The following is a 12473-nucleotide window of genomic DNA, read 5'->3' on the forward strand; positions in this document are numbered from 1 at the left end:
TCATGATAAAAACTTCGTAAGATTGGTATCTACGGAAAAGTTAAATTTTCCGTGTTTTTATTTATTCCATTGGAGGTGTTTGAAGATATATTGGTTTCAATTTTACAAGTGTTTTAATTAATAGAAGTATAATGTAAATAAGATTCCGCTAGAGGAAGTCGGCGAAATTTATTAATAAATTAGTTTTAATTTACACACGTGAAGAAGTTTATTATGAATAGAAAAATGTTGTCTCTATTATCAGTGTTTTCATTGCTTATGTCTGCAAATACCATGTCTGCTGAAGAAGGGAACCTATCTTACGATGAGAACACGGACAGTTGGGGGTACCCATTTGTAACCGTTGCTAATTCCACTCAGTTTCATGTGTCGGGACGAGTTGAGTTTGCTGTTTGTTTACAAAGCTCCTATGTTGCAAACGCTGGCCAACAATGGACCGATGATGAAAGAGGCCTTTGTTTGGTTACTAAAGTGACGGCAACGGTTGCTACGGCTGATGGAAACGTAACCGCTAAACCTTACACTTCCACTGGGACATCTTTCAGTAACTTTGCCGTAATTTACCGAGATGGAAATTATGAAGTGACTCGTATCATCAATTAAAAATGAGAAATGAATTTAAGTCCTAGGATATATAATGAAAACAATTATATTTTTATCGCTATGTGCTACTTGTATTTCGTATGCTGGTTCCATGAGTGGGTCTTCTGAAGGATATTTTAGTAGTAAATGCAAAGTTACGCCTTCGCATGAGATGTGTAAAATTAAGGGTTAGATTTTAAATACAACGGATTGATAGGTTTTCTATTATTAAAATTCGAAGATTTATTCAAGTAAATAAATCAAAGCCCACCGCGCGGTGGGCTTTTTAAGTCTACGGTTGGGAATCTTCCTCTAACTCGTAACTGGGCTTAAGAAAGTAATGATGACGTTGATTGTACTTAAACATCAGAAAACCGATTAAAAGTAGTGGAGGGATAAGAATTGGTTTGCGAGCGGCCAGCGTCATGAGGGTAAGAAAAATCGTAGCCATCTCACCAGCCATCAAAACGAGGTTTTTAGATAGCGGATATTGCTCTGCGCCTTTGAAACACTTAAATTCCGCTTTTGGTTGGACACCCTTGTAAATCTTTAAATCTAAGTCACCATTACGATACTGTGTTGCATCCACACTTACGGTGTACCAATGCCCCCCAGCGAAATAAACCGTTCTATGGATGTCTTTATCCGATAGTCGATACTCATCGATCTTTTTCCCATTTAAGGACAACACCATACGGCCTGAATATCCAAACTCCATGGTTAACTTCTCATCATCTAAAGTGAACAGCCATTGGTGCTTACTAAAGATAAAGCTTGGCTTTGAAAAATAACGTACCTCAATATCAGATGCCGACTTGATCTCTTTTGGTATGCTTTCTGAGTCATGAAGTGAGACAAAAAAGTTCGCCTCTAGCCCATTCTGTGTAAGGTACTTTTCAAACGACAGCCTTATTTTCTCAACATAGTTTTCTGGGTCATGCAGCAGTGTATTTTGTGTCGTTCGTACTACAACTAGAGGTGTTGTTTCTTCAAAAATCAGTCTGATCTCCAATTGGCCGCTGACCGCTCGTTCTTTCTTGGGATCAGGATCATTTTCAAAGATGGGTAACAGATTTTCAGCGCGGACCCAGTCAAATATCAAAGGTCCGGTATCAAACATGTCGATAATGCTGGAAGACGGCACAGGAAAGCCAATAGTGAAGGATGTGTCTATACACTCTTTTTCAATCCTTTCATCATCCAAGTTGTCAAGATACCAAGCTCGCAAGTTGAAACGACTCGTGAAAAATTCACCACTGGATGGGACTTGTATGTCGAAGGCTTCAAGTAAGCCTGTCCGATGCTTTTGTGCGTATTTGAGTGCTTTAATAAGGCCACTGTCTTCTTCAAATAAAGGGCCGACAGCGCGATCTAATTGCATGAGCGCATCGAGTAGTGGGGTTATGTTTTCTTTACGTACGTAGCAGCCAGAGCAGTAATTAGGGCCACCCGAATAACCGCAGTGAGGCACGGTTGAAAAGAAGGTTTGGAAACGACTTAATAGCGAAAATAAGTGCTCTGATTGTTCACCACCGAACTCATCTACCAATCTTGCTAGCGATTGCCCTCTGTCATAATAGTAGGGAGACAGATACGCCAAAATACAGCATGAAGTAAAACCAAAATGACTGTCGAATGGGTCGTTTTCAGTCTGAGCTAAGAGGTTTTTATACAGCGTATGAGTGAGAAACTTTCTTTCTTGCTCAGAAGGCGTGAGTTGATTCACTCTTTGTTCAACCAAATCAGGGTTGTTACAAACGTCTTCAACGAAGTACTTTATGTCCTCTTCTGCAACAGGGATGTAAGCAGTATCTAGCCCCAAAACCATTCTCCATATCGTTCGTTTGGATGAGAATGGCGGATATTATCAAAGTGCGATTGATTTATAAATCAATGATATAGGTTTGGTTTCTAATGTTTTTCTTGTCAATAAAACAGCAAGAAAGAGAACAAAGACTCAAACGCTATTCAAACTCAGATGGTACGAGTGAAGCGTTTGAAAAGTTGACTGGTAAAAAGCCGCAAAGCTTTGAAGCGTGGCTTGAGGAGAATAAAGCAGAGTTGCAAAAGCTAGCGAATATCTAAGGTATTGTGAAATAAGAGAGGGAGCTTAATAGAGCTCCCTTTTTCGTTTTCGTCGTGCCGCGTTAATGGAGCGAATTGCTGGGATTACTTATCGAGCAAAAAGTCGATTGCCAGCTTGTAACCTTTCGTGCCCATACCAATGATTGTGCCTGCTGACACTGGCGAAATATAAGAGTGGTGGCGGAATGTCTCGCGTGCGTGCACATTAGAAATATGCACTTCAATGACAGGCACATCGACACCTTTTATCGCGTCGTGCAAAGCAATGGATGTATGAGTGTAGGCGCCTGGGTTAAATACCACGCCGACGCATTGACCTTGTTTAAATTCGCTACCAGCTTTATGTATCGCGTCGAGCAGACTTCCTTCGGTGTTGCTCTGGAAACACTCTACTTCATAGCCATACTCAGCAGCGATTTTACGGCAGTTCTCTTCGACATCAGCCAAGCTTTCGAAGCCATATTGCTGTGGCTCGCGAGTGCCTAGTAGGTTTAAGTTGGGCCCGTTGAGTATGAGTAGTTTTTTCATTGTTTGTTTGTCCTTAACGTAAATGAGCAAGCTGGGTTTGTTTAAATGCGTCGATTTGTTCTTGGGTTGGCGTCACACCCGTAAAAAGCTTGAAGGCATCATGAGCTTGATAAAAAAACAGCTCAAACCCGCTTAATGTCGGAATAGATTTGTGCTTTGCAGCAAGAAGAAACTCGGTTTCATGAGGTGTGTACACCGCATCGAATACCCAAGATTGTGTGCCTAGCCAAGATTGCTCAATTGGGCAACCGGGTGTTGAGTAATGCCCAACGGGAGTGCAATTGAGAACGCCATCGGCATTCATTACATAATCTGCCAAATTTGAAGCATCTAAACATACGGTATTGATGTCTTCTTTGTTGAGTGATTCAGCAAGCTGCTTCATTTTGTTTTCATCATGGTCGTAGAGTGCTATTTGAGTTGCCCCTAAATCGACAAGAGAGAAACAGAGCGCTTTGCCAACACCCCCACAACCAATGAGAACAACGTGTCCCGGAAGTTGGCACTCAAATTGTTGGAAAGCGGCAATAAAACCACTGTAATCGGTGTTGAATGCGACGATCTTGTTGTTTCGTTTAATCAAAGTATTGGCAGCATTAACTCGCTGAGCACAAGGTGCAATTTGATCCGCAACCGCCAAAATCTGTTCTTTGTATGGATACGTAATGTTGGCAGAGTCAATGTCATTATCAAACAGCTGTTGAGTCCGCTTTTGCAGAGTCTCGCGAGAGTTCGTGACAAACTCTTCAAGTTGATAGAGCAGATCAACATTAAGTTCACGAGCAAGTTGGTTGTGAAAGCTGGGAGATTGAGAACGTTGGATATTCTGTCCGATAAGTCGGCATCGAATCATGGTTCATTCCTCGTTTTGATTTTACATCACGCTATCAAATGGCTCACTTGGGCGGTAATTGTTTTTTTCTAACACCCATTCACTTTTTGTAGAACCTTGTCATCACGGAGCTTTTCGTTGAGGGCTTGGTAGAGACAATTGAACTTCCTATCTAAAAATCTTATACCTTGCGAAATAATTGAAATATCCCAGTAAATCCTCGCTCGCTATAGTGAATGCACTAACTCAATACAGGCCCATCAACGGCGAATCGTGTAAGAAGGTAGAGAGATGCAAAATAATGTCGTAGTACAACATATTCAAAGACCGGATAAAGAATTGATTGAAGGCTTACGTCAGTGTGGCGTTGCAACCATTCATGAAGCACAAGGTCGTAAAGGCCTGTTAGCACACTACATTCGTCCAATTTTCCAAGGTGATGCCGTTGCGGGTTCTGCTCTAACTATTTCGGGAGCGGCTGGCGACAACTGGATGATGCATGTAGCGATTGAACAAGCAAAAGAGGGCGACTTCTTGGTGTTTGCTCCGACATCGCCTTCTAATCACGGTTATTTTGGTGACCTTCTTGCTACTTCGGCACAAGCTCGTGGTGTTGTTGGTTTAGTCATTGAAGGCGGTGTGCGAGATACGCGAGACTTACGTGAAATGAACTTCCCAGTTTGGTCAAAAGCGGTCTTTAGCGAAGGTACCATCAAAGAAACACTCGGCTCTGTAAATGTTCCACTGACGTGTGCAGGCGCTCTCGTTTACCCTGGCGATATCATGGTTGCTGACGAAGATGGCGTTGTTGTCGTTCGTCGTGAAGAAGCCGAAGAAGTGCTTCATGAATCACTGGCTCGTATAGAGCGTGAAGAAGAAAAACGAGTACGTTTAGCGAACGGTGAGTTGGGCCTTGATATTTACCAAATGCGCCAGCGCTTGGAAGAAAAAGGGCTGAAATATGTCTAACTCCATCCCCAATGCAGCGTGCATGTGGATGCGGTCCGGTACCTCGAAAGGGGCGTACTTTCTGCGCGAAGACTTGCCAAGTGATCAACAACAGCGTGATGCTTTTCTGCTCTCCATTATGGGCTCACCTGATGCAAGGCAAATTGATGGTATCGGTGGTGCCGATCCTCTTACTTCAAAAGTAGCGATCATTGAATCGTCAAAACGTGAAGGCGTCGATGTCGACTACCTATTTCTGCAAGTATTTGTTGACCAATCCCTCATTAGTGACAAGCAGAATTGTGGCAATATTTTAGCGGGTGTTGCACCGTATGCGATTGAACGAGGGTTGGTTGCGGCGCAAGAGGGTGAAACACCAGTCCGAATCTTCATGGAAAACACGCAGCAGATCGCGACGGTTACCGTGCAGACCCCAAACAAGCAAGTGACCTATTCTGGCGATTGTGCCATAGATGGCGTGCCCAAAACCGCCGCTCCGATTGCTGTTTGCTTTGAGGATATCGCAGGCTCTACTTGCGGCGCGCTGCTGCCGAGTGGCAACCAAGTTGATGTGATTGATGGTGTCGAAGTGACGCTCATCGATAACGGCATGCCTGTTGTGGTGCTAAAAGCTGAGGATTTTGGTTTGACTGGGGATGAATCCCGTGAAGCTCTAGAGCGCAATTCTGAACTTAAGCTGAGGTTAGAATCCATTCGCTTACAAGCCGGTTTAATGATGAATCTCGGTGATGTAGCAGAGCTGTCGGTGCCAAAAATGTCGCTGATCAGTGCGCCGCAATATGGCGGTGGGATCTCGACAAGAACGTTTATTCCTCACCGCTGTCACGCTTCAATTGGCGTGCTAGGTGCTGTGAGTGTCGCGAGTGCCTGTATATTGCCAGAAGCCCCTGCGAGTCAAATCGCCAACGTAACAATAGAAAAACAAATACAAATTGATGTTGAACACCCGATAGGAAAGATGAGTGTGGTGTTGGACGTTGAAAACAACCAAGTAACGTCCGCGGCAATCCTGCGAACAGCACGCAAGCTGTTTGACGGCGCCGTATTTGGACAGTAAGCCTGCTGAACATAACAAGGAAGAAAAATGGACGCTGATTACCTACCGTTTCACCCTGAACCGAGTAAACCTAAATTTGTTGTACCACAAGGTGCTGTTGATGCGCATTGCCATGTCTTTGGACCTGCGGCTAAGTTTCCTTATTCCCCTGCGAGAAAATACACCCCTTGTGATGCGTCAAAAGAGCAGTTATTCGCGTTGCGTGATCATCTTGGCTTTAGTCGAAACGTTATTGTGCAAGCCTCTTGCCACAGTACCGACAATCGAGCTTTAGTTGATGCGTTGGAAACCGCAGGCGAATTAGCTCGTGGTATTGCATTTGTCGATGAAACCATCACGGAGCACGAGCTTAAAGAGATGGACAGAGCTGGCGTTCGTGGTGTGCGCTTCAACTTTGTGAAGCGCTTGGTGGATACCGTTCCGACAGAGAAGCTTAAAGCCATCGCTGACAAAATTCGCCCTCTAGGTTGGCATGTCGTCGTCTATTTTGAATCCCAGGATATAGACGATGTAACCCCATTCCTTGAATCGCTAAATATGACCGTGGTGATTGATCATATGGGTCGTCCAGATGTGACTAAAGGAGTTGATAGTCAAGAGTTTGGCAAATTCATCTCTTTAATGGAGCGTAACCCAGATATCTGGTGCAAGGTGAGCTGTCCGGAGCGTTTAACGCAAACGCCACCTGATTATTCTGATGTTGTGCCATTTGCTAAAACCTTGGTAGAGCTATTCCCAAATCGTGTTCTTTGGGGGACCGATTGGCCGCATCCGAACATGAAGTCTCACACGCCAGACGATGGTCATCTTGTTGATGTGATCCCTCAAATCGCGACTACGACAGAGCAGCAGAAAGCGTTACTGGTCACGAACCCAATGAAACTTTACTGGCCGGAGAGTGTGTAACATGACTTACCTAAACAATAAACCAATCCCAGGCACAACCATGTTTGATGGCGCTATGGCTCGTAAAGGCTACGGTCTGAACAAAATGTGCCATTCACTTAATGAACAAGTAGGGCGTGACGAGTTCTCAGCAGACGAGATGGCTTACTGTGATAAGTATGGTCTAACAGAAGCGCAGAAAACCGCAATTAAAGAGCGTGATGTTCTCGGTCTTATTCGCGAAGGTGGCAGTATTTATTACCTCGCAAAATTTGTCGGTATGCTGGGGCTAAACATGCAGGATATTGGCGCAATGCAAACGGGTATGACCGTGGAAGAATTCAAACAAATGTTAGTAGAGGCAGGGAAATAATTATGGCTAAGATTTTAGGCGGCATCACGACCTCTCACATTCCTTCAATTGGCAAAGCCATTGAGAATAATCTCCAACAGACAGATTACTGGAAACCTTTGTTTGACGCGTATCCACCGATCCATCACTGGCTAGATGAAGTTCAACCAGACGTTGCTGTGGTGTTCTATAACGACCATGGCTTAGAGTTTTTCTTAGACAAAAAACCAACTTTTGCGATTGGTGCTGCGCCATCTTACAAGAATGCGGATGAAGGGTGGGGAATCCCTACTATTCCTGAGATCAATGGTGATCCTGAACTGTCATGGCACATCTGTAATGAGCTGGTGGAGAACGAGTTCGATATTACCATTGCCAAGAGATGAAAGTGGATCATGGACTGACAGTGCCAATGCAGTTGATGTGGCCAAACTTCAGCTACGGTCATATAAAAGTCATCCCTGTTTGTATCAACGTTGAACAGCATCCGATGCCATCACCAAAGCGCTGCTTTGACCTAGGTAAGGCAATTGGTAAAGCGATAGAGAGCTACGACAAAGACCTTAAAGTCGTAGTGCTTGGCACAGGTGGCCTATCACATCAGTTAGATGGTGAGAGAGCAGGTTTCATCAACAAAGAGTTTGATCTCTACTGCATGGAAAAACTGATTGATGACCCAGAAACGCTAACCAAGCTCTCTATTTATGATTTGGTCGAGCAGGGCGGTGCACAAGGTGCGGAGTTTATTATGTGGCTTGGCATGCGCGGCACGTTGACAGGAGAGCTGAATGTCTTGAAAAGCAGCTACCATGCACCTATCTCCAATACTGGTGCAGGTACTATGTTGATTGAAAACAACTAGCCTTTTCGATAGCTAAACATTAACAAAGCCTCAGAGTATTTTCTCTGGGGCTTTTTTCTGTCTAATGAGCAAGCTAGCTTTTCTCCAAGCAAGAATGCAGTGTTTGGCGGAATTTGGGGTGTTAGGGGGAATGAAAGAAGCTGTCTTGGTACTGGGACTCCGAATTAACAAAAGGACAAGAGAATAAAAGCATCAGCACATTTGTAGCGTAACCTCACTTTAGAGCCTGATTAAGCAAACAGGGTATTGTGACGTTCAAACACCGCTAGCTACTCATACATCGCTATAGACTAATCTCTACCTACTTACCCAAGCCTACCTACCCAAGCCTTGCTACGTACTAAAGCCGTGTTCTTCAATAGCTTGCTTGTAATTACGCTAGTGCGAAGTGGCCTTTGTGCACTTGTGAGAGTAATCCAGTTTGATTAGAGCCCTACACAAATAAAAAGGCCCCGCGACATGATGTCGCAGGGCCTTGGCTCGCTCAGTTTTTGGTGTTGCTAATGGCTATAGAGAGTCGACACATTGAGGGAAAATTGCTTGGAAGCCCTCTGCATACTCACAGCTTCGACCACCAGCCTGACCGCCAGAGTTTCTTCTAAAGTGATTACCGCGGTTCTCTGCAAGATTCTCATAAAACTTCCACAGGTGCTCTTGGCCTTGCATACACTCGATGGCCGCTTTCTTATTTTCCCAAACTTCAGAGATATCTAGGAACGTATTGGGCTTCCATTCCATTTGCTCACTTTGATGTGGTTCAAATAGGTAGACTTGAGGTGCTCCCAGTACTTTCTCTCCTGGGTTATGGCCCCAAGCTTGGGCAATCATACGGCACTGAAGGACGATTTCTGTCGCGTACATGTGGTCAGTGTTGTAAGGATCCCATTTCGAATGGGTCATGATGAATTCTGGTTGAACTTCACGAATAAGGTCGACGATTTGGTATTTGCCTTCCTTATCGATTTCTAATGGGTAATCACCAAAATCAAAAAAAACGAATGTCAGTAACACCAAGAGCCGCTGCTGCTGCCGTGGCTTCTTCATGACGGATTCGTTTTACGTCCTCAAGCGTCATACCTTCTTGCTTCCAAAGCTTCGCCGATTCGCCTCGTTCACCGTATGAAAGACAAGCGATAGTTACTTCGTAACCGAGTTTTTGATGAAGGGCGATGGCACCACCACAGCGCCACACAAAGTCAGCGGAGTGAGCACTGATTACTAAAGCCGTTTTCTTAGTCATATTCTTAATCCTTTCGTCATTCTGAAGCTCGTCTCTGTGAGCTTGTGTTTTGTGTTCTGTGTGAGGTTAAAATTCTTCGGTATCGATCTCTGCTTGAGTGGGTTCGTTATAGCGAGCACCTGAGAATGCGGATTGGGGGATCATGCGCTCAATTAGAACCAGCAGTGGCTTTGAGATTGAATATTGTTGGGTAGCCCAATTCTCTTCTAAGTGCTTAAGGCTGGTGGTGCCTGGCAATGCGATGGAGTGGGGGGCTTTGGCTAGTGTCCATGCCAGTGCAAACTGCGCCAAGGTTGGCGGTGGAAGCGAACTATTCTCTTCGGCAAAAATAGGCAATAAGGAGGCAAACCGATCTACTGCAGCCAGGTTAGGCGCGAAGTTTTCATCATTAAATCGAGGCATGGCATTACGAATGTCGCCATCCACAAATTGGTTGTTTTGCAGTTTCCCACTTAGCATGCCTCGCCCAACAGGGCTGAATGAGACAAAGATCGAACCGAGCTCCTGACATTTATCAATAACGGCAATCTCAGCGTTTCGCGACCATAAAGAGTACTCAGACTGCACGGCTGCAATCGTATGGACTTCATTGGCTTTTTCTATCGTTTGAGCAGACACCTCAGATAAACCAATGTGCTTGATCTTGCCTTCTTCCACCAATTTAGAAAGCTCACCAACGCTGTCTTCAATTGGAACAGATTTATCCCAGCGGTGTAGGTAGTAGAGGTCGATGGCTTCGGTATTCAGGCGCTTTAGCGCATCTTCACAGGTACTGCGAATGGTTTCTGGGCGACCGTCGATAGCGCGTTTACCGTCTGGACCTTTAAACATGCCACACTTACTCGCAAGGAAAAACTCATCGCGTCGATGACCGACGGCCTTCGCTAATAGTTTTTCATTAGCACCAAAGCCATACAGTGCAGCGGTATCTAGCATGTTGTAACCTAAGTCTAACGCCTGGTTAAGCAGATTAATGCTGTGCGCCTCACTAGGGGGTGTCCCATAGGCGTGGGACACGTTCATACAGCCGAGGGCGACTGGTGCCAGTGAATTATCTCCAATCTGGATCATCGCTTTGTCCTTACTCTGCTTCTAGTACCAGTTCGAGTTCGTGCAGTGTTTCCATCGCTGGTAAGCAGCTGGCCACACTTGAGTTTGGTTCTCGACCGGTGCGAATCGCATCGAAAAATTCACGGTCAATGAGTTCAATACCGTTATTGGAAACGGCGACACCTTCAAGAGAGATTGGGTTTTCTTTACCATCAAACAGGTCATCGTAACGAGCGATGTATGTGCCTTCATCACAGATGTATCGGAAGAAAGTACCGAATGGACCGTCATTGTTGAATGACAAAGAAAGCGTACACAGAGCACCGGAAGGTGTTTTCATACCAATGCTCATGTCCATTGCGATGTTTAATTCTGGATGAATCGGGCCTTGTAGGGCTTGAATTTTTGATGCCTTCTCACCAGTTTGGTATTGGAACAAGTCAACAGTGTGACAAGCATGGTGCCACAGTAGGTGATCAGTCCAAGTTCGAGGCTCGCCTTTTGCGTTGGTGTTAGTGCGGCGGAAGAAATAGGTTTGAACATCCATTTGTTGAATATTGAGTTCACCTGCCGCAATTTTGTTGTGGATCCATTGGTGGCTAGGATTAAAACGACGCGTGTGGCCTGCCATCGCAACGACGCCTGTTTTCTTCTGTGTTTCAACGACTTTGTAGCTGTCTTCGATGTTGTCAGCCATTGGGATTTCAACCAATACGTGTTTACCCGCTTCCATACATTGAATGGCTTGCGCGGCATGCATTTGCGTTGGTGTTGCAAGGATCACGGCGTCAATGTTATCTGACTTTAGTGCTTCTTCTAGTGACGCAAAACCTTGTGCTGCTTGGTTGTAATCTGTGATGAGTTGGTCGAGTTTATCTTGCTCTGGTGCCACCATAGCAGTCACCGTTACATCCTCAATGCAACGCAGCGCTTCTAGGTGTTTTTGACCAAAAGCGCCAGTCGCGCCTACTACACAAACTTTCATAATCATTCCTTTTTTATTCAAGCGATTAAACGGTATTCAAGCGATTAATATATGGATTCAACGGTTAAGATGCGGCCACCAATCTAGGTGACGATTGCAAATGTTTTATAATTTCGTCTGACAACGGTTCCAGAGGTTGTTGTTTGTCTTCTATGGGCATAGACCCCAGAGATTGATGCCAGCTCATGGCACCTTTCACCATTGGATGGCCGATGTTCAAATCATCAAGCGTTGCTGCCACTTCTTGCAACTCCGCGTGTCGACGCTCACCATGGCAAAGCATTCTTTCCATGTGATAACGACTTAGCTCATCAATCTGTAAACCGGGGTAGGTTTTTGATAAAGAATTAAGAACGTACTTTTCTACGCCTGACTTACGTGCAGCAAGCACACATTCTGTGGTGAGAGCTTCTAGGCCTTTTACCATCACAGAACGAAGCATTTTGATGCTTGAAGCGTCGCCGGCGCGCTTTGAAATGACCTCAGCAACAAAGCCTAAACTATTCAGATACTCCGCCACTTCAGCAGCCTTTTCTCCAGAAAGGTAAACGGGTATCGCAGGCGCGCTGCTCAGCACTGGGGCCATTATTGCCATATCGACGTAGCTTGCTCCTCGCTGTTCAACCTGTTCTGCTATCGACTTCTTGGTTTGTGGTGAACATGAATTGCCGTCAATGATGACTTGTTTACTATCTAGCTTAGGAAGTAAATCCTTAAGTGCAGCCTCTGCTTGATCCGCCGTGACCAGAGAGAAAACAATTTGCGTTCCATCGATGGCATCTTGTGGGTGAAAAGTTCCTTGAACACCATGTTCGATATATTCGAGTAACTTTTGTTCTCTGGTCTTAGGGCTATTTGTTTTTAAGTCAAAGGCATTTATTATTTCTGGAGACTTATTATGCCAAGATGAAATAAATGCTGTTGCTGCTTCACCAAATCCGATAAATGCGATTCTGTTGATCCTCACTATAACCATCCTGTTGTCTTGAATTATTTTTGGTTACGGTCAAACAGTACCACTTGTTATTTATGGCGAATAATCAAAT

The 12473-nt window shown here is 44.8% G+C and carries 14 protein-coding genes and 1 pseudogene; 7 read left to right on the forward strand and 8 right to left on the reverse strand.

Annotated features, from left to right (window positions below):
- Nucleotides 1–213: 213 nt before the first annotated feature.
- The gene (locus KHO06_RS08840; protein ID WP_047479760.1) at nucleotides 214–603 is read left to right on the forward strand and encodes a hypothetical protein; all 390 of its coding nucleotides are present in this window, start codon (nucleotides 214–216) and stop codon (nucleotides 601–603) included.
- A 271-nt stretch (nucleotides 604–874) separates the two neighbouring features.
- Here the strand turns inward: KHO06_RS08840 and KHO06_RS08845 are convergent, their stop codons facing one another.
- Complete coding sequence (locus tag KHO06_RS08845) at nucleotides 875–2308, reverse strand: hypothetical protein (RefSeq protein WP_244858336.1); 1434 nt, start codon at nucleotides 2306–2308, stop codon at nucleotides 875–877.
- Between the two features lie 188 nt (nucleotides 2309–2496).
- Here KHO06_RS08845 and KHO06_RS08850 point away from each other — a divergent pair, with 188 nt between their 5' ends.
- Nucleotides 2497–2667 carry a hypothetical protein gene (locus KHO06_RS08850; protein ID WP_244858337.1) on the forward strand — a complete coding sequence of 57 codons (171 nt, stop codon included), beginning with the start codon at nucleotides 2497–2499 and terminating at the stop codon, nucleotides 2665–2667.
- Nucleotides 2668–2751: 84 nt separating this feature from the next.
- On the opposite strand, the gene aroQ is transcribed toward KHO06_RS08850, so the two are convergent.
- Both aroQ and KHO06_RS08860 read right to left on the reverse strand, forming a co-directional pair.
- Nucleotides 2752–3195, reverse strand: a complete 444-nt coding sequence (aroQ, locus tag KHO06_RS08855) for a type II 3-dehydroquinate dehydratase (RefSeq protein WP_212581370.1) — start codon at nucleotides 3193–3195, stop codon at nucleotides 2752–2754.
- A gap of 13 nt (nucleotides 3196–3208) precedes the next feature.
- Nucleotides 3209–4048, reverse strand: a complete 840-nt coding sequence (locus KHO06_RS08860; protein WP_212581371.1) for a shikimate dehydrogenase — start codon at nucleotides 4046–4048, stop codon at nucleotides 3209–3211.
- 270 nt (nucleotides 4049–4318) lie between these two features.
- On the opposite strand from KHO06_RS08860, the gene KHO06_RS08865 reads away from it, so the two are divergent.
- From KHO06_RS08865 to KHO06_RS08885, 5 genes and pseudogenes are all read left to right on the forward strand, one after another.
- On the forward strand, nucleotides 4319–4996 hold the full coding sequence (locus KHO06_RS08865) for a 4-carboxy-4-hydroxy-2-oxoadipate aldolase/oxaloacetate decarboxylase (RefSeq protein ID WP_212581372.1): 678 nt from the start codon (nucleotides 4319–4321) through the stop codon (nucleotides 4994–4996).
- Entirely contained in the window at nucleotides 4989–6053 is a 1065-nt protein-coding gene (locus KHO06_RS08870; RefSeq protein ID WP_212581373.1) for a 4-oxalomesaconate tautomerase, read from the forward strand. The genes KHO06_RS08865 and KHO06_RS08870 overlap by 8 nt, the downstream gene beginning before the upstream one ends.
- A 27-nt stretch (nucleotides 6054–6080) precedes the next feature.
- Complete coding sequence (locus tag KHO06_RS08875) at nucleotides 6081–6959, forward strand: amidohydrolase family protein (RefSeq protein ID WP_045401705.1); 879 nt, start codon at nucleotides 6081–6083, stop codon at nucleotides 6957–6959.
- Nucleotide 6960: 1 nt separating this feature from the next.
- Entirely contained in the window at nucleotides 6961–7311 is a 351-nt protein-coding gene (locus tag KHO06_RS08880) for a protocatechuate 4,5-dioxygenase subunit alpha (RefSeq protein WP_005433816.1), read from the forward strand.
- A 2-nt stretch (nucleotides 7312–7313) separates the two neighbouring features.
- Nucleotides 7314–8152 (forward strand): annotated as a pseudogene (locus KHO06_RS08885) (class III extradiol dioxygenase family protein).
- Between the two features lie 507 nt (nucleotides 8153–8659).
- On the opposite strand, the gene KHO06_RS08890 reads toward KHO06_RS08885, so the two are convergent.
- From KHO06_RS08890 to KHO06_RS08905, 5 genes are all read right to left on the reverse strand, one after another.
- The gene (locus KHO06_RS08890; RefSeq protein ID WP_244858338.1) at nucleotides 8660–9196 is read right to left on the reverse strand and encodes a PIG-L deacetylase family protein; all 537 of its coding nucleotides are present in this window, start codon (nucleotides 9194–9196) and stop codon (nucleotides 8660–8662) included.
- Nucleotides 9138–9392, reverse strand: coding sequence for a PIG-L family deacetylase (locus tag KHO06_RS26500; RefSeq protein ID WP_244858339.1), 255 nt, complete (start codon nucleotides 9390–9392; stop codon nucleotides 9138–9140). Before KHO06_RS26500 ends, KHO06_RS08890 begins: the two co-directional genes overlap by 59 nt.
- A gap of 66 nt (nucleotides 9393–9458) precedes the next feature.
- Entirely contained in the window at nucleotides 9459–10463 is a 1005-nt protein-coding gene (locus tag KHO06_RS08895) for an aldo/keto reductase (protein ID WP_212581374.1), read from the reverse strand.
- A gap of 10 nt (nucleotides 10464–10473) precedes the next feature.
- Nucleotides 10474–11427, reverse strand: coding sequence for a Gfo/Idh/MocA family oxidoreductase (locus KHO06_RS08900; protein WP_005434019.1), 954 nt, complete (start codon nucleotides 11425–11427; stop codon nucleotides 10474–10476).
- A gap of 64 nt (nucleotides 11428–11491) precedes the next feature.
- Complete coding sequence (locus tag KHO06_RS08905; RefSeq protein ID WP_052438066.1) at nucleotides 11492–12394, reverse strand: NAD(P)-dependent oxidoreductase; 903 nt, start codon at nucleotides 12392–12394, stop codon at nucleotides 11492–11494.
- Nucleotides 12395–12473 lie beyond the last annotated feature (79 nt).

Source organism: Vibrio sp. B1FIG11 (genome assembly GCF_905175335.1).
In the GTDB taxonomy this organism is placed as follows: Bacteria; Pseudomonadota; Gammaproteobacteria; order Enterobacterales; family Vibrionaceae; genus Vibrio; species Vibrio campbellii.

What these genes read in the sequence shown, in the direction of transcription:
- KHO06_RS08870 (WP_212581373.1), top strand. Translation starts at nt 4,989, where the DNA reads ATGTCTAACTCCATCCCCAATGCAGCGTGCATGTGGATGCGGTCCGGT.
- aroQ (WP_212581370.1), bottom strand. Translation starts at nt 3,195, where the DNA reads ATGAAAAAACTACTCATACTCAACGGGCCCAACTTAAACCTACTAGGC.
- KHO06_RS08840 (WP_047479760.1), top strand. Translation starts at nt 214, where the DNA reads ATGAATAGAAAAATGTTGTCTCTATTATCAGTGTTTTCATTGCTTATG.
- KHO06_RS08850 (WP_244858337.1), top strand. Translation starts at nt 2,497, where the DNA reads ATGTTTTTCTTGTCAATAAAACAGCAAGAAAGAGAACAAAGACTCAAA.
- KHO06_RS08895 (WP_212581374.1), bottom strand. Translation starts at nt 10,463, where the DNA reads ATGATCCAGATTGGAGATAATTCACTGGCACCAGTCGCCCTCGGCTGT.
- KHO06_RS08890 (WP_244858338.1), bottom strand. Translation starts at nt 9,196, where the DNA reads ATGAAGAAGCCACGGCAGCAGCAGCGGCTCTTGGTGTTACTGACATTC.
- KHO06_RS08875 (WP_045401705.1), top strand. Translation starts at nt 6,081, where the DNA reads ATGGACGCTGATTACCTACCGTTTCACCCTGAACCGAGTAAACCTAAA.
- KHO06_RS08860 (WP_212581371.1), bottom strand. Translation starts at nt 4,048, where the DNA reads ATGATTCGATGCCGACTTATCGGACAGAATATCCAACGTTCTCAATCT.
- KHO06_RS08880 (WP_005433816.1), top strand. Translation starts at nt 6,961, where the DNA reads ATGACTTACCTAAACAATAAACCAATCCCAGGCACAACCATGTTTGAT.
- KHO06_RS26500 (WP_244858339.1), bottom strand. Translation starts at nt 9,392, where the DNA reads ATGACTAAGAAAACGGCTTTAGTAATCAGTGCTCACTCCGCTGACTTT.
- KHO06_RS08900 (WP_005434019.1), bottom strand. Translation starts at nt 11,427, where the DNA reads ATGAAAGTTTGTGTAGTAGGCGCGACTGGCGCTTTTGGTCAAAAACAC.
- KHO06_RS08865 (WP_212581372.1), top strand. Translation starts at nt 4,319, where the DNA reads ATGCAAAATAATGTCGTAGTACAACATATTCAAAGACCGGATAAAGAA.